The organism is Seonamhaeicola maritimus (assembly GCF_008056315.1).
Classification (GTDB): Bacteria; Bacteroidota; Bacteroidia; order Flavobacteriales; family Flavobacteriaceae; genus Seonamhaeicola; species Seonamhaeicola maritimus.
Map to the genome: position 1 here is coordinate 18,378 of NZ_VRKQ01000013.1, position 23,895 is coordinate 42,272.

23 protein-coding genes, 1 other RNA gene and 1 pseudogene are annotated in these 23,895 nt (G+C 31.6%); 13 read left to right on the forward strand and 12 right to left on the reverse strand.

The window, feature by feature from the left end; genetic code table 11:
• Nucleotides 1-10: 10 nt before the first annotated feature.
• From FUA22_RS13655 to FUA22_RS13670, 4 genes are all read left to right on the forward strand, one after another.
• Nucleotides 11-1,000: a PorP/SprF family type IX secretion system membrane protein gene (locus FUA22_RS13655; protein WP_455430911.1), complete on the forward strand. Its 990-nt coding sequence runs from the start codon at nucleotides 11-13 to the stop codon at nucleotides 998-1,000.
• A gap of 122 nt (nucleotides 1,001-1,122) precedes the next feature.
• A complete protein-coding gene (gene ppk1 / locus FUA22_RS13660) occupies nucleotides 1,123-3,186 on the forward strand; it encodes a polyphosphate kinase 1 (RefSeq protein ID WP_147769160.1) in 2,064 nt (687 codons plus the stop codon).
• A 1-nt stretch (nucleotide 3,187) separates the two neighbouring features.
• Nucleotides 3,188-4,093 carry a Ppx/GppA phosphatase family protein gene (locus tag FUA22_RS13665; RefSeq protein WP_147769161.1) on the forward strand — a complete coding sequence of 302 codons (906 nt, stop codon included), beginning with the start codon at nucleotides 3,188-3,190 and terminating at the stop codon, nucleotides 4,091-4,093.
• A gap of 98 nt (nucleotides 4,094-4,191) precedes the next feature.
• Nucleotides 4,192-4,719: a porin family protein gene (locus FUA22_RS13670; RefSeq protein WP_147769162.1), complete on the forward strand. Its 528-nt coding sequence runs from the start codon at nucleotides 4,192-4,194 to the stop codon at nucleotides 4,717-4,719.
• On the opposite strand, the gene miaE is transcribed toward FUA22_RS13670, so the two are convergent.
• From miaE to FUA22_RS13685, 3 genes are read right to left on the reverse strand one after another with little or no spacing between them, the layout of a single operon-like run.
• On the reverse strand, nucleotides 4,716-5,297 hold the full coding sequence (miaE, locus tag FUA22_RS13675; RefSeq protein ID WP_147769163.1) for a tRNA-(ms[2]io[6]A)-hydroxylase: 582 nt from the start codon (nucleotides 5,295-5,297) through the stop codon (nucleotides 4,716-4,718). The genes FUA22_RS13670 and miaE overlap by 4 nt on opposite strands.
• On the reverse strand, nucleotides 5,284-5,865 hold the full coding sequence (locus FUA22_RS13680; RefSeq protein ID WP_147769164.1) for a hypothetical protein: 582 nt from the start codon (nucleotides 5,863-5,865) through the stop codon (nucleotides 5,284-5,286). The genes miaE and FUA22_RS13680 overlap by 14 nt, the downstream gene beginning before the upstream one ends.
• Nucleotides 5,858-7,588 carry a DNA polymerase III subunit gamma/tau gene (locus tag FUA22_RS13685; protein ID WP_147769165.1) on the reverse strand — a complete coding sequence of 577 codons (1,731 nt, stop codon included), beginning with the start codon at nucleotides 7,586-7,588 and terminating at the stop codon, nucleotides 5,858-5,860. The genes FUA22_RS13680 and FUA22_RS13685 overlap by 8 nt, the downstream gene beginning before the upstream one ends.
• A gap of 199 nt (nucleotides 7,589-7,787) precedes the next feature.
• Here FUA22_RS13685 and FUA22_RS13690 point away from each other — a divergent pair, with 199 nt between their 5' ends.
• Both FUA22_RS13690 and rnpB read left to right on the forward strand, forming a co-directional pair.
• On the forward strand, nucleotides 7,788-9,521 hold the full coding sequence (locus FUA22_RS13690; RefSeq protein ID WP_170309925.1) for a cellulase N-terminal Ig-like domain-containing protein: 1,734 nt from the start codon (nucleotides 7,788-7,790) through the stop codon (nucleotides 9,519-9,521).
• Nucleotides 9,522-9,796: 275 nt separating this feature from the next.
• Nucleotides 9,797-10,125: RNase P RNA component class A (rnpB, locus tag FUA22_RS13695), an RNA gene on the forward strand.
• 61 nt (nucleotides 10,126-10,186) lie between these two features.
• Here rnpB and FUA22_RS13700 read toward each other — a convergent pair.
• From FUA22_RS13700 to FUA22_RS13720, 5 genes are all read right to left on the reverse strand, one after another.
• Nucleotides 10,187-10,939, reverse strand: coding sequence for a hypothetical protein (locus FUA22_RS13700; protein WP_147769167.1), 753 nt, complete (start codon nucleotides 10,937-10,939; stop codon nucleotides 10,187-10,189).
• Between the two features lie 31 nt (nucleotides 10,940-10,970).
• The gene (locus FUA22_RS13705) at nucleotides 10,971-11,879 is read right to left on the reverse strand and encodes a nuclear transport factor 2 family protein (protein WP_147769168.1); all 909 of its coding nucleotides are present in this window, start codon (nucleotides 11,877-11,879) and stop codon (nucleotides 10,971-10,973) included.
• Nucleotides 11,880-12,040: 161 nt separating this feature from the next.
• Nucleotides 12,041-12,586 carry an RsmD family RNA methyltransferase gene (locus tag FUA22_RS13710; protein WP_147769169.1) on the reverse strand — a complete coding sequence of 182 codons (546 nt, stop codon included), beginning with the start codon at nucleotides 12,584-12,586 and terminating at the stop codon, nucleotides 12,041-12,043.
• Nucleotides 12,586-13,407: a DUF3822 family protein gene (locus FUA22_RS13715; protein WP_147769170.1), complete on the reverse strand. Its 822-nt coding sequence runs from the start codon at nucleotides 13,405-13,407 to the stop codon at nucleotides 12,586-12,588. The genes FUA22_RS13710 and FUA22_RS13715 overlap by 1 nt, the downstream gene beginning before the upstream one ends.
• Nucleotides 13,391-14,131: a hypothetical protein gene (locus FUA22_RS13720; protein WP_170309926.1), complete on the reverse strand. Its 741-nt coding sequence runs from the start codon at nucleotides 14,129-14,131 to the stop codon at nucleotides 13,391-13,393. The genes FUA22_RS13715 and FUA22_RS13720 overlap by 17 nt, the downstream gene beginning before the upstream one ends.
• 126 nt (nucleotides 14,132-14,257) lie before the next feature.
• Here FUA22_RS13720 and FUA22_RS13725 point away from each other — a divergent pair, with 126 nt between their 5' ends.
• Genes FUA22_RS13725 through FUA22_RS13755 form a run of 7 tightly spaced genes read left to right on the forward strand, consistent with a single transcriptional unit; the run spans nucleotide 14,258 to nucleotide 20,021 of the window.
• On the forward strand, nucleotides 14,258-15,682 hold the full coding sequence (locus FUA22_RS13725) for an ATP-dependent DNA helicase (protein ID WP_147769187.1): 1,425 nt from the start codon (nucleotides 14,258-14,260) through the stop codon (nucleotides 15,680-15,682).
• Nucleotides 15,683-15,687: 5 nt separating this feature from the next.
• A complete protein-coding gene (locus FUA22_RS13730; protein WP_147769171.1) occupies nucleotides 15,688-16,254 on the forward strand; it encodes a DUF4126 domain-containing protein in 567 nt (188 codons plus the stop codon).
• Between the two features lie 47 nt (nucleotides 16,255-16,301).
• The gene (gene kdsB, locus FUA22_RS13735; RefSeq protein ID WP_147769172.1) at nucleotides 16,302-17,030 is read left to right on the forward strand and encodes a 3-deoxy-manno-octulosonate cytidylyltransferase; all 729 of its coding nucleotides are present in this window, start codon (nucleotides 16,302-16,304) and stop codon (nucleotides 17,028-17,030) included.
• Entirely contained in the window at nucleotides 17,021-17,725 is a 705-nt protein-coding gene (locus FUA22_RS13740) for an HAD family hydrolase (RefSeq protein WP_147769173.1), read from the forward strand. The genes kdsB and FUA22_RS13740 overlap by 10 nt, the downstream gene beginning before the upstream one ends.
• Entirely contained in the window at nucleotides 17,725-18,342 is a 618-nt protein-coding gene (locus tag FUA22_RS13745) for a CatA-like O-acetyltransferase (protein ID WP_147769174.1), read from the forward strand. Before FUA22_RS13740 ends, FUA22_RS13745 begins: the two co-directional genes overlap by 1 nt.
• 46 nt (nucleotides 18,343-18,388) lie before the next feature.
• Entirely contained in the window at nucleotides 18,389-19,471 is a 1,083-nt protein-coding gene (locus tag FUA22_RS13750) for an iron-containing alcohol dehydrogenase family protein (RefSeq protein WP_241664833.1), read from the forward strand.
• Between the two features lies 1 nt (nucleotide 19,472).
• The gene (locus tag FUA22_RS13755) at nucleotides 19,473-20,021 is read left to right on the forward strand and encodes a 1-acyl-sn-glycerol-3-phosphate acyltransferase (protein WP_147769175.1); all 549 of its coding nucleotides are present in this window, start codon (nucleotides 19,473-19,475) and stop codon (nucleotides 20,019-20,021) included.
• 186 nt (nucleotides 20,022-20,207) lie between these two features.
• On the opposite strand, the gene FUA22_RS13760 is transcribed toward FUA22_RS13755, so the two are convergent.
• From FUA22_RS13760 to FUA22_RS18670, 4 genes and pseudogenes are all read right to left on the reverse strand, one after another.
• Nucleotides 20,208-22,724 (reverse strand): zinc-dependent metalloprotease, encoded by a 2,517-nt coding sequence (locus tag FUA22_RS13760; protein WP_170309927.1) that lies wholly within the window; start codon nucleotides 22,722-22,724, stop codon nucleotides 20,208-20,210.
• Nucleotides 22,725-22,912: 188 nt separating this feature from the next.
• The gene (locus FUA22_RS18665) at nucleotides 22,913-23,095 is read right to left on the reverse strand and encodes a hypothetical protein (protein ID WP_317132108.1); all 183 of its coding nucleotides are present in this window, start codon (nucleotides 23,093-23,095) and stop codon (nucleotides 22,913-22,915) included.
• Nucleotides 23,096-23,179: 84 nt separating this feature from the next.
• Nucleotides 23,180-23,302, reverse strand: a pseudogene (locus tag FUA22_RS18685) (gfo/Idh/MocA family oxidoreductase); the annotation flags it as partial.
• Between the two features lie 40 nt (nucleotides 23,303-23,342).
• Nucleotides 23,343-23,786, reverse strand: a complete 444-nt coding sequence (locus FUA22_RS18670) for a Gfo/Idh/MocA family protein (protein ID WP_317132109.1) — start codon at nucleotides 23,784-23,786, stop codon at nucleotides 23,343-23,345.
• Between the last annotated feature and the right edge of the window lie 109 nt (nucleotides 23,787-23,895).

The window sequence follows — 23,895 nt, forward strand, 5'->3', positions numbered from 1 at the left end:
CAAGATTATGATTAAAAAGACCCTCATATATATAATGTTTGTATTCATAGCAAGTAGTTATGGACAAGAACTTAATCTACCTGTATTTACTCAATATTTGGCAGATAATAATTTTGTGGTGTCTCCAACCTACGCTGGTATTGGTGATAACGTAAAATTAAGAGCTAATGGATTGACTCAATGGGTAGGTATTAAAGGAGCTCCTGATAATCAATCATTCTATGGAGACGTAAGAATTGCAGATAGAACAGGAGTAGGGCTTTCTTTATACAATGATAGAAATGGTAATACCATTCAAACGGGAGCTAAATTTTCTTTTGCACATCATTTAGTGTTAGATTATTATTCAAAGATGTATTTGTCTTTTGGGATTTCGTATAACATTAATAATTTTAGAATTGACACGCATAACTTTAATAATAATGGAAACCCTGCTTATCAGTTTGCTCCTCCAACGGACCCAAGACGCACTACTAACCACAACTTTGACGTTGGAGCCCTTTACAGATTAAAAGGTTTCTTCTTCAGTTTAAACCTAAATAATGTATTAGATAAAGATTTTGATTCATCTGAGCGTGTGTTTGAGCCAAACCTTCTTTTAAATTATCAAATATATTCTGGGTATACTTTTAGAGGTACAATACATAAAAGGAATCGTTTAGAGTTTGAACCTTCTATTTTCTACCAGATGTTTACTAGTGATAAGCGCTCCGCAACGGATGTTAATTTTAAATTCAGAAAATATGACAGAAATGATGATTATTTCTGGGGAGGAATATCCTATCGCTTCCTTAATGATCAATTCTTAAAGCCTTTAAACATTGGTCCTATGGTAGGATTTAAGAAATCTCTTTTCTATTTTGGTTATGCTTATCAAGTTACTACCAACGATTTGTCAGGATATAATTCAGGAACCCACGTAGTTACTGTGGGGATTGACTTCTTGCAAGGAATTAGTAATTGTCCTTGTACACAAAGTGCTACGCGCAGTAATAATTAAACTTTCTTCAATAAAGTGAATTGTAGATTTTTAACCTAAATATTAAAGGAAATTTAGAGTATACAGATTCGTTTTTATTTTTTAAATAGAATATATTTGTTAGGAAATTAATCTTGACATATATGATTGCCAGTGAGACTACCAATAACACTTATATTAACAGAGAAATAAGTTGGTTACAATTCAATGCAAGAGTTTTACAGGAAGCCTCAGATGAAAGAGTCCCTTTAATTGAAAGGCTACGTTTTTTAGGTATTTTCTCGAATAATTTAGACGAATTTTTTAAGGTAAGATATGCTACTGTTAAACGCATAGTTGATGCAGGTAAAGGTGGTAAAAATCAGCTTGGAGGAATCAAAGCTAAGGAATTACTTGATATAATTACACAAATTGTAATCAATCAACAAACTGAAAGTATAAGAGTTTTAGAAGATGTTGATAATAAATTAAAGGAAGAAAATATTTTTGTAATCGATGAAACAGAGGTTGATAGCAACCAGCACGATTATATAAAAGATTATTTTTTTCAGAATGTAAGTTCCGCTTTAGTTACCATTATTCTAAATGATTTAGTTCAACTTCCTAACTTAAAAGATAGTGCTGCATATTTAACCGTAAAAATGCAGATGACAGATGGCTCTAAACAATTTGCTTTAATAGAGATTCCGAAAGGTGTTGAACGTTTTATAGTCCTTCCGGAGCAAGATGGTCACAGCTACATTATCATGTATGATGATTTATTGAGGTATTGCTTAAGTGATATTTTCAGCATATTTGATTATGAGACTATTTCTGCTCACATGATTAAAATAACTAGGGATGCAGAACTAGATTTTGAAAGTGATTTAAGTAAAAGCTTTATAGAAAAATTATCAGATAGTGTTAAACATAGAGAAATAGGTGATCCAGTACGTTTTGTATATGATAAAACTATTGATGATGATACGTTACAGAATTTAATGGAGAAGATGGAAATTGATAATACAGATAGTGTTATTCCAGGTGGTCGTTATCATAATAAGCGTGATTACATGAGTTTTCCTAGTTTAGGAAGAACAGACTTAATGTATAAAAGAATTGAACCGCTTCAAGTTAAAGGTTTAGGTTTAAAAACTAGCCTTTTTAAAGCAATTGCTGAAAGAGATTACATGGTTCATGCACCTTACCATACGTTTAAATACATTGTGAAATTTTTACGCGAAGCAGCTCTAGACCCTCATGTAAAAACCATTAAAATTACAATTTATAGGCTAGCTGAAATTTCGCATGTAGCAAGTGCATTAATAAATGCAGCAATTAATGGTAAAGAAGTTACGGTCTCTATTGAATTAAGAGCAAGATTTGATGAAGAAGCTAATATCTATTATGCTAATCAAATGAAAAAAGAAGGTGTAAACCTTCACTTTGGTGTTCCTGGGTTAAAGGTTCATAGTAAAATGTGCGTTATTGAAAGAGAAGAGGGTAAAAAACTGAAGCGCTACGGTTTTATTAGTACTGGAAACTTCAACGAATCTACTGCAAAAATATATACAGATTATACTTTGTTCACTTATAATCAGCCTATTTTAAAAGAGATTAATAAGATATTTAATTTCTTTGACACTAATTATCGCGTGTACACCTATAAACATTTGATAGTGTCTCCTCATTATACAGAAAAAAGCTTTTTTAAATTAATAGATGAACAAATCGAGGAAAGCAAGAAAGGTAATGAAGGTTATATACGTGTTAAGATGAATAGTTTGTCAAATTACGCCATGGTTGATAAATTATATGAAGCTAGTAATGCTGGTGTTAAAATAGATATGATTATTCGTGGTATATGCTGTTTAATTCCTGGTATTGAGGGTATGAGTGAAAATATTAAAGTCATTAGTGTTGTTGATAAATTTTTAGAACACCCAAGGGTTTATATTTTCGGGAAAGATGAAGATGCAAAAATTTATATATCCTCGGCAGATTGGATGACTAGGAATATACATAATAGGGTAGAAGTAAGTTGCCCAATATATGATTTTGAGATTAAACAGGAAATGATAGATACATTCAATATTTGTTGGAGTGATAATGTGAAAGCTAGATTAATAAACACTCCAAAAGAGAATGAATATAAAATAGATGATAATCCAAAAGTAAGATCACAAGTCGCTATGTATGATTATTATTTAGATAAGCTTAAAGATTAGTATGCTCTCAATTAAAAAATACGCTGCAATTGACATTGGTTCAAATGCTGTTAGGTTATTAATTTCAAACATTATTGAGGAATCGGGTAAACCTGTAAAGTTTAAAAAAAACTCACTAGTTCGTGTTCCTATTCGTTTAGGAGCCGATGTGTTTATTAATAAAAGGATTTCAGAAGAAAACAAAGTTCGGTTGATTGATACCATGTTGGCTTTTAGATTACTAATGAAATCGCATAAGGTGGAAAAATATAAGGCTTGTGCCACTTCAGCAATGCGAGAGTCTTCCAATGGAAGAAACGTGGTCGATTTAATATTAAAAAAGGCCGATATAAAGATTGATATTATTGGTGGAAAAGAAGAAGCAGCTATAATTGCTGCAACAGATCTTAATAAGTTTATTGATCCAAATAAAACCTACTTATATGTTGACGTGGGAGGTGGAAGTACAGAGTTCTCTATTATTAATAATGGGAAACAGGAAGTATCAAAATCATTTAAGATTGGTACAGTCCGATTATTAAATAATATGGTAGAGGATGAGACTTGGGCTAAATTAGAAAAATGGATAAAAAAGCATTCTTCTGATTATGAAAAATTAAGTGTATTGGGTTCTGGCGGAAATATTAATAAAATATTTAAAGTTTCTGGTAAAGCTATGGGGAAACCTTTAACTTATTTCTATCTAACCTCTTATTATAAAATACTCCAAAGTTACACTTATGAAGAGCGTATTACTGAATTGGAATTAAATCAAGATAGGGCAGATGTTATTATTCCAGCTATGAGAATTTATCTATCTGCTATGAAATGGAGTGGCTCGAAACATATTTATGTACCTAAAATTGGTCTGTCTGATGGTATCATAAAAAGTATATATTATGACATAGTTTCAAGTAATACACAGTAAAATTTTGCACTTCACCTTTAAAATATTTCTAATTTGGCTAAAAAATATATATTCGTTAACTGAATGTTTGCTATTAAATAAACCCAAACCTATTAATCATGAAAAAAACATTACTATTAGCTGTACTTATTGGTTTTTCAACCATTTATGGTTTTTCACAAACTAAATATGGCGTTCGAGCTGGTTTAAACATATCTAATATGGATTTCAAACCAGATGCTACTTTTAACAATCAACATAGAAACGGATTTATGATTGGTTTCTTTGGTCAGTATGATTTATCTAAAGGTGTAAAATTGGCACCAGAACTTCAGTTTTCATCTGAAGGAGGAAAAGACGAGTCTATTAGATTAGATTATATTCAACTTCCTGTGTATTTCAAATTCAGGTTAAGTGAAAAACTTCAAATTGGACTTGGACCTCAAGCCGGAATTAAGGTGCATGAATATGAAGATGGTTTTAGAAACTTTGCATATTCTGGTGTTGGAGGTATAGAATTCAAGGTGTCTCATCAACTCTTTGTTGATGCAAGGTATACCTATGGATTAAATAATATCCTTGATGAAGTTGAAAGCTTTGAAGCAAGAAACACAAACATACAGTTTGGTTTTGGTTATAAATTTTAGCCGTGAACGGTTTCTTTTTTGCCTAAGTCAGACATAATTTTAGCTTCATATTCAAGAAGTTGTTGCCATTTGGTATCAACTTCTTTTTTATTGCCATACTTTCGGGCAAATCCTAAAAACATAGTATAATGGTTAGCTTCACTAACCATTAGTTTTCTATAGAAGTCAGCAAGTTTTTTGTCTTCTAGTTCTTCTGAAAGTAGCCTGAAACGTTCACAGCTTCTAGCCTCTATTAATGCGGCATAAAGCAATCTGTGAACCAATTGGGTTGTTCTACTACCACCTTTAGGAAAGAATTTCATAAGCTGCACAACATATTCATCTTTTCTATCTCTACCTAAAACCCAGCCACGTTCAAGTATTATATCATGTACCATTTTAAAATGGCTGATTTCTTCTTTCACTAAAGCTACCATTTCCTGAATCAATTCTGTGTATTCCGGGAAACTGACTATAAGTGAAATAGCCGTACTTGTTGCCTTTTGCTCACAAAAAGCATGATCTGTTAATATTTCTTCTATATTTTTTTCAACTATATTAACCCATCTTGGGTCTGTTGGTAGTTTAAGTCCTAGCATAATTAATCTTATTCATTGTACAAACGCCATGTTCATCAATAATTATATTATAAGAAATGCAATTATTGTTTTTAGGTTTATATAAAGATGCAATTAAAACCAACTTGTTGGTGTTTAGGGTAGCTTCTTCGTTAATGTAAATATCGTTACCAATATAATTTTTCAGGTCTTCCGAAGTACCCAAATGATTCATTAAAAATTCATTATTAATAGTTTCTTTGAATATTAGTTTGTCATTTTTATAAACTACAACATCTGATTCAATCTTTCTAAAGTGATCTTTGAACTTAGTGGTATGTGATTTTGATACTTTTGTTATGGACTTATCCATATTAGTAAACGTTTTAATTTTCACCTTAAAGCCATTACTTAATATGGAATCTTTCACTATTTCAGTATATGCCTCCGGATAATATTTTATAATATTTACAGGCACTAAATCGTCATTATATTTACTAATAGACTCTTGCAATAAATCGTTTTTAGATTTTCTTCCTTCGCAACTCCAAAGTATAACACTGGTGACAAAGGAAAGAATGGGCAATATTTTTAATAAAGCTTTAAACATCTAGGTTGAAAGTTTTCTTTAGTAATTCAATATTAGGGTTTTTCTCTTTAAGTTTTTCATATTTTTCAATAGATGTATAGGCATACTGTTTTTCTAGGACTTCATTTACAGTAATAGATAAATCTATATCAAAATTATTGAGTGATTTTCTAATAAACCCCAGCAAATCATATTGATTGCGTTCTACCTCCACCTTATTTGTAGCATTTGGAAACACTAAATGTATAGTAGATTCTTTAAGCTTAGGCGTGTCTATAGATAAAATTGAAGCCAAATTCCTCTTACCTTGTTCTTGTAGTTTTTCAATAAAGGTATTCCAAACTTTTATTAGTTCATTTTCGGTAAATGAATCTTTGGGCAAATCTTCTTCATCAATAACCACATTCATCTGCCTTATTTGATGTTCTTTCTTTGCCTTTAAACTACTTAAAGATAAACCTGAAGTACGCTTGCTGTCTTGCTTTAATACAATTTTTGGAGGTTCTTTAACCTGAAAGGCTTGAACAGTTTCATTGCTAGTAATTTCTTCTGAAACTAATTCCTTTTCGTGTTCTTTAACAGTTGGCGTTTTCTCTGTTTGTACAGGTTTTGTAACCGGAATAGGAGTAATGCCCTTCTTTTTAAAATAGGAAGCTGGAATTATGTAATGTTTGCTATTTTTTTTTTCTCCATCAAAAGTGATAGAGGCAAGCTGCATAAGGCATAGTTCAACCAATAAGCGTTGGTTTTTACTGCTTTTATATTTGAGATCACAGTCGTTTGCTAGATTTATACCTTGAATAAGAAACTCTCTTGAGGCCTTTCTAGATTGCTCTAAATATTTTTGTTTGGTTTGGTCTCCAACCTCTAAGAGCTCAATGGTGTTTTCGGTTTTGCTTACCAGTAAATCCCTAAAATGAGATGCTAAACCTGCAATATAATGATGACCATCAAAACCCTTTGAAAGTGTTTCATTGAAAAGCAATAGCAATTCTGGGATTTTATTTTCTAAGATTAAATCAGTGCTCTTAAAATACGTTTCATAATCCAGAACATTTAAATTTTCTGTAACTGCTTGTCTGGTAAGATTTTTACCTGAGAAACTCACAACTCTATCAAAAATTGAAAGAGCATCGCGCATGGCACCATCAGCCTTTTGAGCAATTATGTGAAGCGCATCATCTTCGGCCTCAACACCTTGCTCCTTGGCTATATATCTTAAATATTCTTTAGCGTCTTTTACGGTAATTCGCTTAAAATCAAAAATTTGACAACGTGATAAAATTGTTGGTATTATTTTATGCTTCTCTGTTGTTGCTAAAATAAAAATACAGTGTTTAGGAGGTTCTTCTAAGGTTTTAAGAAAAGCATTAAAAGCAGCTTGAGATAGCATGTGTACCTCATCAATGATATATACCTTGTATTTACCAACTTGAGGCGGAATTCTAACTTGGTCTGTTAAATTCCTGATATCATCAACAGAGTTGTTTGAAGCGGCGTCTAACTCAAAAATATTAAAAGCGAAATCTTCTTCAGTTTCATTGCCATCACTATTAATCATTTTAGCCAATATACGGGCACAAGTAGTTTTACCAACACCTCTAGGACCAGTAAATAGTAAAGCTTGAGCTAAATGATTGTTTTCAATTGCATTTAAAAGCGTGTTAGTAATAGCTTGTTGACCAACAACACTTTTAAAGGTTTGTGGTCTGTATTTTCTAGCCGATACTACGAAATGCTCCATTGAAAACTATTAGTGTAACAAAGTTAAAAATTCAACTCATAATTCAGAATTTTGAACTTAGAATTTAATAGGAGTTATTAACAAGTGTAAGTTGTCAATAATAATAGATAACTATTGGTAATATAAAAAATTGCACGAAATTTGCTTACTAACAAACAAACTTGTTATATACTAAATAATGGGCCATAATCAACTAAATATGCATAAAATATACTCGCTAATTTTTTTACTAACATCTATCTGTACTTTTTCTCAAGAAAGTTTTGATTATAGGTATTTAACGTATTCTCAAGTGGGCTATGATATGAATTTGCCAAAAGTAGCCATGATTCAGTACAAGGACTCAACACTTTTAAGTGAGAATGTATCTTATACACTGCATAAAATAGTTAATGATAAAAAAGTGTATTCAGGTAAAATAGTTTCACAAGGAAAGAAGTGGGGAAAATATTGGTGGAAGGTTGATTTTTCTAATTTCAAAATAGCGGGTGATTACTATTTGAAAATTAAAAAGGGAAAAGAAACTCTTTTTAAGAGTAAAAAAGACTTGCCTATTAAAATTGGTAAAAACCTAATATGGAATAAAACTTGGTACCCAACAGCTCTACATCATCTGCATATTCGTGATAGTTTAAGTTACAAACCCGAAGGAGGCTGGAAAGATTGTGGCAGCCCGCTACAAGAATTGAGTAGTCATATTATAATGCTTAATGCTCTTTGTGATTTATTAGAGTTAACTCCCAATGAATTAAAAGAATCTGAATTACAAGAAGTTTATCATCATCTTGTTGTTGGTGCAAATTATGTCTCCCTTTGTCAAGATAAAGCAAAAGAACTTGGTTTTCAAGAAGGAGCAGTAATACATGAAATGCGAGAAAATTATAAAGTAGTTACCGGAAATGTAGCCAAAACAGCTATGATATTAGCACGTATTTCAAGATTGATAAAAAATGAAAACCCACTATTAGCAGAATCTTACCTAGAACGTTCTATTAAAGCATATTCTTGGATTTCAACCTTTGGTCCAGTGTTGCATTGGGATAACACAAATAATTTCGCAATAACACATGGAGCACCATTTGGGATGCACAAGCCACCTAAAGAATGGATGACTCGTGATTTGATGATGATGTTATGGGCTTCATTAGAATTATATAAATCTGGGGAAACAGAATATAAACAAAAAGCCATTGAGTACGCTAACAAAATAATGGCTAGACAAGTGTTAAAGAAAAAGTCGGAAGAAGGCTTATTTGGACATTTTTACACCTATGATTCTTTTGATTTTACCGAAAAGGCAAATATTCATTGTGGAGCGTGGAATGCAAATTACAAAGCCTATAATCAAGGCGGGCATTTTCCGCATTACCTTATTCCTTTTATTGAAATGAGTAAGCTCTGGCCAAATCATGCAGATAATATAAAATGGAATAAAATGGTTTATGATTTTGCTTATCATTATTTTATTCCAGCAACTAATCAAAATCCCTTTAAAATATTACCTTCTGGCTATTATAAAGGTGTAGGTCTATTAAACTGGAGTGGTTGGTACCACGGTCACAACAAAATATTTGGTTATGCTGCTGGTTTAGCTATGGAGTTTTATCATTTGTACCATGACGAACAGTTTATAGATATTGCTACAGGAAACTTACAATGGATTACAGGGTTACACTCTGGATTTCATGAAAACAATCCTGACTTTTCTGCAAGTATGATTGTAGGTATTGGTAACCGTTATAAAGAAGATTGGGATGCCATGGTTGGTACTATTACCAATGGTTTTGAGGCCGATGGACAATTTAAGCTTGAAAAACCTTCAAAAGAAACAGATTTACCTATTGTTTTTGGTGATGAAGGTGGTATACATCATCCAGCTGGTTGGATTAGTGGTTTAACACGTTTAAAAGCATATTTGAATACCAAAGAATAATACTGGAACAAAATTGATAGGTGAGAAATTCTGAATTATATTTGAGCTTGCTAAGTTAATCGCTAAACGACGCAACTACTCATAGCCGTATTCAAAATAAACAAACTTTCAATAAAAATATAAGTCATAACAAGTAATTGCGTTAAGGATTGTAGTGTAAAGCCCACAGCGACGACAGGAGCAAGGACTTGAAATGAAAAGCCTGACCTGAAAGGGAACGCCCAAATACTTTATTAAATTTAGAATTTGAATTTTTAGAGTTGTAACTTTGTGGGCAAGTAGATTGCCTTATCGCTGCTATTTTATAGTAGAGGAAAGTCCGAACACCATAGTGCAATATAGTGGTTAATGGCCACCAGTTGTGAGACTAGGAAAAGTGCAACAGAAAGTATGTACAGGTAATGCTGTAGTGAAATCAGGTAAACTCTATATGGTGCAATGTCATGTATACCAACGCCTAGGGTTGCACGCCCAATGTTGGAGGGTAGACAGCTAAAGTGTATTGGCAACAATACACTCAGATAAATGATAAGGGTTTTTTCTTTTTATGATTCTTTTTCAAAAAGAAAAAGTACAGGATTCGGCTTATAGATTTGCTTAGAAATAATAAACCCTTCTTATATTGTTTAAGAAGGGTTTATCTGGTTAAAAGTGGTTGGTTGACATTATTCGGTTTTTGGTGAATACGATAAATCTCTTCTTATTTCTCCAGTCATTTCTTCCATTTTTGAGGCATAGTCCATTACTTTTTTAAAAGTTTCAAATCTATCTGGCCCTAATAATTCACTGTTTGCTTTTTCCTTAGTTGCCGCATCTATAGCGTCCTTACTAGAGGTGGCTACCATATAATAGCTATCCATATTACCAAATCCGGTTCTGTAAATTCTATAGTAATTTTTTGAACCCTTAGAGGCAAACATTTCTTTTACAGCTTTCATACCTTCTCTAATTTTCTTTCCATTTTTTGGTTTATAATGAATGAAATAATAATTGCGGTAGTCTTGCCCTTCTTGCGACTGAGAAATACCATCTGGCATATAAGTTAATTCTTCATCTAATACTATGATATAATCACCATGTGAATCATAGCATTTGTCAAATCTTTCAAACAATTCTCCAAATTTATCACCCATAGCCTTTGCCATATCGGCAAAAGGGCGTTTATCTAAATCTGCAAAATTTTCAATTGGTGTTACGTATAAATACCTCATATCATCCATGGTAGCACATAACCATGAAGTTTGCAAATTATGTTCTACACAGGCGTCATTAAATTCTTTGGCTATTTTTTCATATTCCCAAAGTTTTGAAGGTTTCACATTATCTTGGTGAACCTGATAAAACTTTTGAGCATTTGAAAAGTTAGTAGCTAGAAATAGGGCTAGAATTAGTAATAATGTTGATTTGATTGTTTTCATAATTTTGAGTATTTGTTTGATTAGTCACTTTTTAATTCAAGGTTTTTCCAATTTGTGTCATGACACTTAATTGATCGAAATATATATGCTCCATAATTAGTTTAGCCTCATCATTATACTGCAATCTTGATAAACCATTTACGGATACTTTTTTTCCTGTAGCCTCTGTTTCTGCAAATGTGCCATCATGAGTTCCGGTCATTTTCCAATGAACAAAAATTGCATTATTTACAATTGTTGAGGTGTGTAATAGTTCTATATTAAAATCTGAAAAGCCTTTAAAGAAGGGATCTATACTTGTTTTTAATTCTTCCGCTCCTGAGGCTACTTTTTCATCATTGATATATCTTGAATAATCTTCGGCCAATAAATTATTTAAACTATTTGAATCTTTTTTATTAAGAAACTCATCAATGAAAGTATTTATGCTTTCCATAATGGTTTTATCATTGTCAGTCATGGCTGCAACGGCTGCAAATTCAGTATTCATTGCTGTAGCATCAAAGTATACATGTTCTTCTGCAATTTTCCCATCAACAAATTGAACCGCTAAATGCACTGGCATACTTAATTCTTTATTGGTGGCCGCAAAAGTGCCTATATGAGTAGCCCAATAGTAAACCCATGTTTCATCTTCTTTGTCAATAACCATTTCAATGTATTCCTTATCATGATTGAAGCCGTAAGAGGACATAGCACTGGTCATTCCTGCTAAATCCTTAGCTCTTTCATCTAAACCTACTGGTTTAATTGAGTTTACATAAATTTTTGCTGTATCAATAAAATAGCTTCTCCATGTATCCCAATCTCCAGATTCATATGCGGCTATTCCAGCTTTTAAAGTAGCTGTTTCTGCAGATTCTGCGAAATATCGTTGTGGTTTGTTTTGACAGGAGAAAAACAATGAGAGCACGAGTCCAAGTAAAAGAAGATTTTTCATTTCATTTATGATTTTAAGGTTAGTAATTAGCGTTTAACCATAAACAAAAGCATTAAGAACAAAAAGCTCTTAATGAAAGAAAAGTGTTATATAATAGAGTCTGGGACTCTTAAGGAGAACCCTAATATACAGAAAAAAAGGGAATTATTAAAAAAGGCCTATTAACTTTGATTTAATTCAAAGAAGCTAAATACATTTCCTCCATAACTTTTAGCATAACTAAAATGTTCTATACTTGATAGATCTGTATGCTTTGAATGCTCTAAAGCTAATAGTCCGTTATCCAGAAGTAATTCATTAGCAAATACTAATTGTGGAATTTTAGAAAATTGTTCAGTAGAAAAATTATATGGCGGATCTGCAAATATAAAATCAGACTTAACCGTTGTCTTTTCTAAAAATTTAAAAACATCACTCTTTATGGTTTGAATATGCATATCAAACTCTTCTGCTGTTTTATTGATGAACTTTATGCAGTTAAAATTTTGATCAACAGAAATTATATTTTGGGTACCTCTAGAAGCAAATTCATAACTAATATTACCTGTTCCTGAAAATAAATCTAGAACAGAAATATCTTCAAAATAATATTGATTATTTAAAATATTAAACAGAGATTCCTTAGCCATATCCGTTGTAGGGCGTACAGGAAGGTTTTTAGGGGCGGTTATTCTTCGCCTTTTATATGTGCCTGATATTATTCTCATTAAAAACTTTTAATTAAGGCAAAATTTGAATAAGATGATTGTGGCAATTCAGAAAAAGAAAAGGAATCATTTCTATTTCCAAATGATACGTGCCTTACATACCTGTAAGCAATTTTGTAATATTCATCATCATTATTGATATCTCCTATAAAAACCAAATTGAATACTTCTGGATTAAGGTTTAGCTGCTCCGCGGTAAATAAGATGTAATAAATAAAATCTTCTTTACTGGTGTATTCAAACGTATTATAAAACAATAATTTTGCTTTATTAACTGCAATTAGCTCAAAATGACCTGAGCTTACATTTACATATACTTTTGGTGTTTCAGAATTTTTTTCTGCTTGTAGAATAGATTCTATTAAAACAGTTGATACATGTTTAAAAATAAAAGCACCATGCTTTTCATAAACATAATTATTAATGTTTATATAGGGCACATAAACACACATGCTCTCACCTAAAATAACATCATCATAAGTTATAAAATCAGACTTCAGTATTTTAGAATTAAATTTTAAATAATCTGCTAAGGCGTCTTCCTTAAATAAGGGCTTGGGTACTAAGGTTGATAATTCATTATCATGAATAACAATAACCTTATTAAAGTTATTTTGTAGTGATTTTTCAGAATTAAAAACAGACTTTAATTGCTCTAATAATTCTAACGGATTGAGTCTTTTTTCAAACTCAATATTCTTTAAGAAAGATATGGTATTTGTGTCTTTTTGTAGAATACAAAAAGAAAGTCCATTCAAACTTATTTGAATGGACATTTCTAAATTAGTTAGTTTATCTATATTATTATTCGTTATCGCCATATGTTTTAGGCCAATTCCCACTTGTTGTTATTTCTTCCATAGAGCCAACTCTAATGGCATTTCCCTTAACTCCAACTACAGTAGAAATAACTTGATTCTCTTCCATTAATAAGTCTTTGTTTTGATCATAAAACAAAAGATCTTTTTTAACAGATGCTTCAAAAACAGGAATATTAATACCATTTTGCTCTAAAAATCCAGCTTTCAAATCAAACTTAGTTCCCGGTTTACCAACTGGAACGTTCATTAAAGATTTATACCTGTTCGAACTTTTAAATAAGGAATCTTTTACCGAAGCAAAACCTAATGTATCAATAATTATTTCATCCTTAAACATATCTACTTGATAACGTTTTGTCATTTCAACATCTAATACACTTGTATCCCTACGCTGTGTAATGGTAAATTCTGCCGTATCTAAAAATTTAATTAGTCCATCAAAGTCTTTAGAAAATTTGCCTGTAACGGTTTTATGCGCTAATTGAGCTTCTCTAATATCAATTAAGCTTTCAATTACTTTAGCGTAACGTTTATTCTTTACCTTATTAAATTTAATAGGTTCATAAATAGACATATAAGTTTGGTAACCAAGGTATCCAATAAGTACCCAAAGTACTATACTTAATACGGGTTTAAGTTTAGCAGGAATATATTTGTCTACTACTTTAACTAATACAAAGGTTAGCAGTATAACACCAACTGCAATAAGAATAAATTTTAACATTGTTGTTTTTAATTAAAAAGTTATCAAAGGTCTTTCGCAAATCTACAATTTTTTTTTAATCGTTAAAACCCCCAGTGAATAAAAATCATTCTATATTTGAATAATTTATTTTTTGCCATACTTTTAATGACCCCTCCAGAATTTTATTCTCTTATAAAACAGCAATTTCCGTTCCAACCAACGTTAAAACAAGATATTGTTTTACAACAGTTAGCAGAATTTATTTTTAGTAAATCTTCAAATGCTTTATATGTTTTAAAAGGATATGCTGGTACAGGAAAAACAACAATAGTAGGAACTATTGTAACTAATTTATGGAAAGCCAAAAAAAGTGCGGTTTTAATGGCTCCAACAGGAAGAGCTGCCAAAGTAATCTCTAATTATTCTAAGAAGGAAGCTTTTACAATCCACAAAAAGATCTATTTCCCTAAAAAGGATAAAGGAGGTGGTGTGAAATTTGTTTTACAACCTAATAAACATAAAAATACCCTTTTTATAGTAGATGAGGCTTCTATGATACCAGATACACCTGGTGATTCTAAATTATTTGAAAATGGTTCATTGCTGGATGATTTAATGCAATATGTGTATTCTGGTCATCAATGTAAATTGCTTTTAATAGGGGATACAGCACAATTACCACCTGTAAAGTTAGATTTAAGCCCTGCACTAAATGAAAATTCTTTAAGCTTAAATTATAATAAGGAAGTTACAAGGATGGAGTTAGATGAAGTTGTTAGACAAGAATTAGATTCTGGAATTCTTGCTAATGCCACCATGCTAAGAGAGAGCTTATCAAGCGATATTTATGATTCATTTAAATTTGATTTAAACGGTTTTAAAGATATTGTAAGGCTAGTTGATGGCTATGAAATAATGGATGCCATTAATGAAGCCTATAGTGATTTAGGGAATGAGGAAACAGCCATTATAGTTAGAAGTAATAAAAGAGCAAATCTTTACAATCAACAAATTCGAAGTAGAATTCTTTTTAATGAGCATGAATTAACATCTGGTGATTATCTCATGGTTGTTAAGAACAACTATTATTGGATAAAGCCAACCACAGAAGCTGGTTTTATTGCTAATGGTGATATTATTGAGGTTTTAGAAATTTATAAAATGGAGGAATTGTACGGTTTTAGGTTTGCCACCGTAAAAATAAGAATGGTAGATTATCCTAGAATGAGACCTTTTGAAACTGTATTACTTCTAGATACCATTGATGCAAAAACCCCGTCATTGTCTTATGAAGATTCTAATAGATTATACCAAGAAGTAGCCAAAGATTTTGAAAATGAAAGCAGCAATTACAAGCGCTTTTTAAAAATAAAAGGAAGTAAACACTTTAATGCACTACAAGTTAAATTTTCATACGCCATTACTTGTCATAAATCTCAAGGAGGGCAATGGAATACTGTTTTTGTAGAACAACCTTATTTGCCAAATGGTATAGATAAAGAATATTTACGTTGGCTTTATACGGCGGTTACCAGAGCCAAAGAAAAATTGTATCTTATTGGTTTTAAAGATGATTTTTTTGAAGAATAAATTATATGACGTTTGAAACCATAACAAGTATTTGTTTAGGAATAGGGCTTGCAGCATCAGTTGGATTTAGAGTTTTTTTACCCTTATTCACTTTAAGTTTAGCTGCTTATTTTGATGTTTGGCAATTAAATGAATCTTGGCAATGGATTGGTAGCGTAACTGCTTTAATAACTTTAGGGGTTGCTACATTAGTAGAAATAATTGCTTATTTCATACCTTATATAGATAATTTACTTGATAGCATTACTGTTCCATTAGCAGGTATTGCAGGTACAATAATTATGTTATCTACGGTTGCAAACCTAGACCCTGTAATAACATGGTCTTTGGCCATTATAGCAGGAGGAGGAACTGCAGCCGCCATAGCAGGAACGGCAGGTACAACAAGATTAGCCTCTACTGCAACAACAGCTGGTGTTGCAAATCCTGTTGTTTCAACTTTAGAAACAGGAACCTCTTTGGTAATGTCTGTGGTTTCTATTTTTGTTCCAATATTGGCAGTAGTATTAGTTTTTATTCTTTTGTTTATAATATTCAAATTGTATAAAAAGTTTAAAAAATCTAAAGTTTAAAGCACGTAAATTTGTCTTACTTTTGAATAAGAATTGATTAATAGTTTATGAAAATAATTTCAATGATTCCTGCACGTTATAGTGCCTCTCGCTTTCCAGGTAAACTTATGCAAGATTTAAATGGGAAATCTGTAATATTAAGGACTTATGAAGCTACTGTAGCAACTAATTTGTTTGATGATGTTTTTGTAGTGACTGATAGTGATATTATTTATAATGAAATTGTAAATAATGGAGGTAAAGCTATAATGAGTATCAAGGAACATGATTGTGGAAGTGATAGAATAGCGGAAGCAGTTGAAAATCTAGATATTGATGTGGTTATTAATGTACAAGGAGATGAACCTTTTACTGATAAAGAATCACTCTTAAAGCTCATTCAAGTTTTTAAAGATGATGACAAAAAAGAGGTTGATTTAGCATCCTTGATGGTACATATTACTGATACAGATGAAATAAATAATCCTAATACCGTAAAGGTTATAATAGATCAATCAAATTTTGCTCTTTATTTTTCTCGCAGTGCCATTCCATATCCACGTGATGAAAGTATGGAAGTTAAATACTATAAACACAAAGGTGTATATGCCTTTAGAAAACAGGCTATTTTAGATTTTTACCGATTGCCTATGCTTACCCTAGAAGCTTCTGAAAAGTTAGAACAGTTAAGGTATTTAGAATACGGTAAAAGAATAAAAATGGTAGAAACTGATGTTCAAGGTATAGAAATAGATACTCCAGAAGATTTAGAACGCGCAAAAAAAGCATGGAAGTAAATTATAAAAACATAAAAGTTATTGGCTTTGATGCTGATGATACCCTTTGGGTTAATGAGACCTATTTTAGGGAAGCAGAAGAGGAGTTTTGCAGACTATTATCAGAATACGAAACGCCTAACAAAATAGATCAAGAATTATTTAAAATGGAAATGGCCAACTTAGAACTTTATGGCTATGGAGTTAAGGCTTTTGTATTATCTATGGTTCAATCTGCTTTAGAACTTTCTAATTATAATGTGTCTATTAAAACTATAGATAAGATATTGAATATTGGAAAAGATATGCTTAATAAACCTGTTGAATTATTAGATGGAGTTGAAGATGTTTTAAAAGCCCTATCAAGTAAATATCGTCTAATATTGGCAACTAAAGGAGATTTATTGGATCAGGAACGAAAACTTGAAAAATCAGGTTTGACAAATTATTTCCATCATATTGAGGTTTTAAGTGATAAAAAGGAAGCCAATTACTCTAGACTTTTGGGACATTTAGATATTGAACCATCTGAATTTTTAATGATTGGGAACTCACTTAAATCGGATGTATTGCCTTTAGTCAATTTACAAGCTCACGCTATTCATGTGCCTTTTCATACTACATGGGCTCATGAACAAGTAAGTGAGACTGAGACAAATGGTAAGCTATATAAAACAATAAATTCTTTGAAAGAGCTAATAAAAATCATGGATTAGTGAAAGTAATTGATGTAGAAAATTGGAATAGAAAAGCTCATTATAAACACTTTTGCGGTTTAAAAGACCCTTATTTTGGACTTACTCTTTCATTTAACGTAACTAAAGCATATAATTTTTCAAAAGAAAATAAAGTTAGTTTTTTTGCCAAATACTTGCATGATTGTATGAAAGCTATCAATGCGGTGGAAAATTTAAAATATAGAATAGAAGATGATTTAGTGGTAGAGCATGATATAATTCATGCCTCAGCAACTATTATGAGGTCAAATAACACCTATGGGTTTTCTTTTATTAATTTTGATGAAAACTTCAACGTATTTATTAAAAACATTGAAAGAGAAAAAGATAGGATCAATAATTCAGACGATTTATATCCACCAAAAAATGGATTAAATTGTATTCATTGTTCCGCAATGCCTTGGCTGAATTTTACAGGACAAAAGGAACCTGTTTCAGGAATATTAGATTCAGTTCCAAAAATTGCTTTTGGTAAAGCCAATAAAATTGGTGCTGAATTAAGTATGAATGTTGCCATTAGTGTTAATCATGCTTTAGTAGACGGATATCACATAGGGTTATTTTCTGAGAAATTTCAGGCATTTTTAAACCAGTAAGATTAAAATAGTATTATTTTTACATTTTGAAAAAGAATCTTAGTAAATGAGTTATAAAAACTTTCCCATGGTGCCAAGAGTTATTTTTGGCAGAGGTAGTTTCAATCAATTAAGTGATATTTTAGCCCCCAAACGTCTAAATATAAACGCACCTTTTATTTTTTTGGTAGATGATGTATTTAAGTCTAATTCATGGTTGACTTCAAGGATACCCTTGTCTTATGATGATAAAATAATATATATTTCTGCCGCAGAGGAACCCAAAACTTCTCAGGTAGATGATTTAGTGGAAGAAATTATTTTAAGCAATAAAGAAAGGCCTTCCGGTATAATTGGCATTGGAGGAGGCACACTATTAGATCTAGCCAAGGCCGTTTCAATAATGTTAACCAATGAAGGAGAAGCAAAGGATTATCAAGGCTGGGATTTAGTTAAAAACAAAGCCATATACCACGTTGGAATACCTACAATTTCCGGAACTGGTGCTGAAGTTTCAAGAACAACAGTGCTTACCGGACCAACGAGAAAATTGGGTATTAATTCAGATTATACACCATTTGACCAAGTTGTCTTAGATTCAGAACTATTAAAAGATGTTCCTAATGACCAGTGGTTTTATACGGGAATGGATTGTTTTATTCATTGTGTGGAGTCTCTTCAGGGGACATATATAAATACATTTAGTCAGAGTTACGGAGAAATGGCCTTATCGCTTTGTAAAGAAGTTTTTTTAGAGGATAATTTAACTTCAAAAGAATCTCAAGAAAAACTTATGATGGCCTCATGGCATGGAGGTATGAGTATTGTTTATTCACAAGTTGGAGTTGCTCATGCTATGAGTTATGGGCTTTCATATTTACTAGGAACCAAACATGGTATAGGCAATTGTATTGTTTTTGATCATTTAGAAGAGTTTTATCCTGAAGGGGTTAAACTTTTTAAACAAATGAAATCAAAACACAATGTTGTATTGCCACAAGGAATTTGCTCTAAATTAAGTGACAAGGAATTTGATACAATGATTGATATTGCCTTGGATTTAGAACCGCTTTGGGAAAATGCTCTAGGCAAAAACTGGAAAAAAACAATTACTAGGAAAAAACTAAAATCACTCTACATAAAAATGTAATATGCAATGGTTAGCCAAACTTATCTACTTTAAACTTCTTGGTTGGAAGGTAGTTGGCAATATAACCTTATCAAAAGAAAAAATAAAAAAGGCTGTTATTATTGCAGCTCCTCATACGAGTTGGCATGACTTTTATATTGGAGTATTATTGCGTTCTGTATTAGGTGTAAAGACTAACTTTGTAGGCAAGAAGAGTTTATTTGCATTTCCATTTGGTTGGTTTTTTAGAGCCTTAGGTGGCGCACCAGTAAACAGATTCTCTAATAAAAATCAAGTTCAAGAAATTGTAAGTATTTTTAATACAAAAGAGGAGTTCAGACTAGGCATGTCTCCTGAAGGTACCAGGAAAAAGGTGGGAAAATGGAGGACAGGTTTCTATTATATTGCTAAAGAAGCTAAGGTACCTATAATCATGTTTACATTAGATTTTGAAAATAAACAAAATAAAATATCAGAACCATTTCACCCAACAGGAGACAAGGAGGCTGATTTTAAATTTATAAGAGATTTTTATAAAGATATAAAGGGAAAAATACCAGAGTATTCATGAAATTAGAGGTGTTTAAATAATTTTGGCACAGATATTGATTTATTATTAGTGTGCTAGTAAATGAAACATAAAGTAAACAATTATTGTCACTAAAAAGAAACATCAACTAATACACACTTAAAAAGCAAAAAAGCTATTTCGAAACGAAATAGCTTTTTTTATGCCATAAATATAAATGCATCCAAGTTATTTAATTTCTGTTAAAGCATTATCTATTAAGGTTCTTAAGTGTTGTTTATGGGCCCTAGATGAAGTATTACCACTAGGTGTTGCCATGGTTCTAATTCTTTTCAAATTATATAAAGCCATAGATTTTGAATTATAAGTAAACCTTTCTTTTTGCTTTCCAGTTAACATACTAATTAATCGGTTAGTATATTCAAGTTGTAAATTTTGTCTAAAAGTATTAACACTTCCATAAATATCTACATTAAATATTGCGGCATTTAATTCACTCATAAATTGAGACAATGTATATTGATTTCCGTAAAGTTCAGAATCAGTTATACGTTGTAATGTATAAGGATGGAGTAAATGGCTTAAAACATTTTTTTGTGCATTTAGCACAAAATCGTGAATTTTAGGGTCTTCAGGAGATCTTCCAAGATCAAATCCACGTCTTTGTCTTGCTAAATAATTATATATTTCTTTTGGAGCTTCAAAAGCATTTGGTGTAAATGCATAATCCTTTAAAGCTTTCATAGCTCGTTTTTGATCTTTCAAACTAACTGGTGTATAAGGCTGTGTAGCTCCTTCTTGTCCGGCCATTGCTCTGTCTACATAAACACCACCAATATATCTTGATATTATGCCAACAGCAGTTGCTTTCTGACCATTTAAATGACCGAAAACATTTCTCAATTCTTGATATGATTCCCCTGCGGTAATGAATCTTTCTTTAGCAGTTTTCATTAAATCATTAGCTAATTCAATTCTATCAATAGAATATTGAATAGCATCATTTGATTGATCCCAAACATTTACTCTAGGGTCAATAGCTTTTCCAGGAGCACGCATATCATCGGCATCATTTCCGAAAATTAATTCTGGTTCAGTAGATCTGTTAAGTAATGCTTGTTTTTCGCTTTCAGATTTAAAAGGTGTATATCCAAATTGAATTGCCCAAATATCATATGGTCCAACAGACATATCAGTATAATGACCTTGTTTATTTCTGTCCCTGGTTACATTTAGAGTGGCATAATCCATTACAGAACCAGTTAAACATTTACCTTTAATAAATTCAGCATCGGCTAACTGTTCTGGCGAAAATAATTGACTAGCCTTCATGTTGTGATTTAACCCTAAAGTATGACCTACTTCATGCATTAATAGTGCAACTAATACTTCTTTTTGAAGTTGTTTAAGTTCTAATTCTGTTGCGCCAAAAGCAGATGCAACAGCCTTGGCAAACATAGTGTCTTCATGTAAAGACTCTCCAAATGAACAGTACATATGGTCATCATTAAACTCATAAGAATGAGCGGAGGCTTCATAAATTTTATCGTATAAAACTCTTGTAGAAAACATAACATATTCAAGCATAATATCGGCTCCTAAAATTTGTCCAGTTCTGGGGTTTACAAAACTAGGTCCGTATCCTCCAAATGGTGGTTGTGGAGAAGAAGTCCAACGTAAAACATTATATCTAATATCTCCTGCATCCCATTCTGCGTCATCTGCCTGTTGTTTTACCACTACGGCATTTTTAAACCCTGCTTTTTCAAACGCTTTATTCCATTCTAAAACCCCTTGCCTAATAGTTTCTCTCCATTCAAGAGGTGTAGTGTTTTCCATCCAATACGTAATAGGCTCTACAGGCTCAGAAACCGCTGCATTTGGATCTTTCTTTTTTAAATTCCATCTATGAACTAAATCTCTATAAGGTGTAGAAGATGTAGAGGTTTTGTCATCTACTTGAGTTGTAAAATAACCAACTCTTGGGTCTTCGTATCTAGGTTCGTAATCATTATCAGGCATTGCCATTAAACTATGAAACACTTTAATACTTACATTTCTGCTATCAGCAAGTGCATTTGATCCTCTACTTAAAATAGAAGGGTTAGTATAAACATATTCCACTTTAAGATTTGTGTTTTCTGGATAATTTTTAATGCTTTTTATTTTGGTTTTATTTTTATCTAAACTACCAAGTTTGAAAGACATTGGAGAACCTCCTGGTCTTGAAGGTGGCTTAATTCTAGAAAATGTTTCTTTTAAAAATAGGCCATCAGCTTTAATAAGGTATAAGCCTTTTTTAGCATCATAAACATCAACTTTTACACTAGCCATATTACCTTGGCTTATGTTTGCACTTTCAGCTTTAGAAATTGGGTTGTTCGGGTCGTAATAAAACGACGTATTTTGGGTAACAAACTCAATTTTATCAAAGTACTTTTCAATTTTAAAAACTTTCGAACCTCTGTAAGAACCTCTATTTATTCTGCCAGCATCCATAACACCATCTGCAATTTGGCTAAAATAAATATATTCCTTTCCAATTTGATCTTCTGAAATTAACATTTGTAGAGAACCATTGATTGTATCTTGATAAATAGTAAAAAGACCTTCAATTTTTTTGCTCTTTTTTACTAAGTCTGAAATGGTTTTCTTTTTAGGAGTTTTAGGTTTTGGAGCAACTGCGGCTACTTCATCTTTATTCTTTCGGGTTTTCTTTCTTTGGGCCTCTATATTTTGAGGCATAAGAAAAATGCTTAATAGACATGTTGCTAAAAAGAATTTAAAACTTTTAGATACAATAAAATTCATAAAATTTGCATTAAGGTTGAATAATTATTTAGTCACTTTTAAAAAATTGAAGCTAAATTAACCAAATCTCAATCAAATTGATATAAGAAAATGTTAAAGCGTTAAGTTTTTATAATAAGAAATTAGTGTTCTCTTAAAATTTTATCCATTATCCAATTAGTGTGAAGTCCAGAGGCTCCTGTTGACGAATATTTATAATTTTTTAAGATAAGTTCATCTCTCATTCCTTCTACATGGCATTGTTGAATGTGTTTTGGGTTTTCAATAAAAATTGATTCATTTTTTGTTTCACTTCTTAAAACCAAAGATTTATCATGAAATATGGGAAATTCAATTTTTCCTTTACTTACGTAGATAGCTACTTCATCAATGTGACTATGAGACCCACAGTTCCAATTGCCAGTACCTTTTATTCCGTTTTCATGAATCCAACTTGCAGTTACAGCGTCTATAGCATCATAAAAACTTTGCTGGTTATTACTGAATCCTTGAGCATTTTTTATATCCCCAATTAAATAACAAAATAGATCTAAACCATGACTTGCTAAATCATCAAAATATACCCTCCAGGAGCAACTTTAGCATCTGTTCTCCAATTGTTGCATCAGACTTATCTAAATCACTTACAGGTTTGGTGAGCGTCCAATTTATATGTCTAACATGACCAATATTGTTTTGGTCTAACCATTCTTTAATTTTTTTAAATCTGGTTAAAGACTTCCTATAGTAAGCAATAAATAGAGGAATGTTTTTTTCTTTAAAAGTTTCGTAAATAGTTAAACTATCTATGTAACTTGAAGTCATTGGTTTATCAATACAGCAAATCTTACCAGCTTCCGCAACTTTTAAAGCATAGTATTTATGAGAGTCTGGAGGTGTGGCAATATAAATGGCATCAACCTCATTGTCATTAATCAAGGCGTCGGCTTCTAAATAATATTTTTTAATTTGATGACGCTCTGCATAATCCTTAGCTTTTACTTCATTACGCTCAATAACGGCAACTAATTAAAAGCCTTAGGTGTTTTTATATGCAGGACCACTTTTAACTTCAGTAACATTACCACAACCAATTATACCCCATCTAATCTTATTATTGATTTTG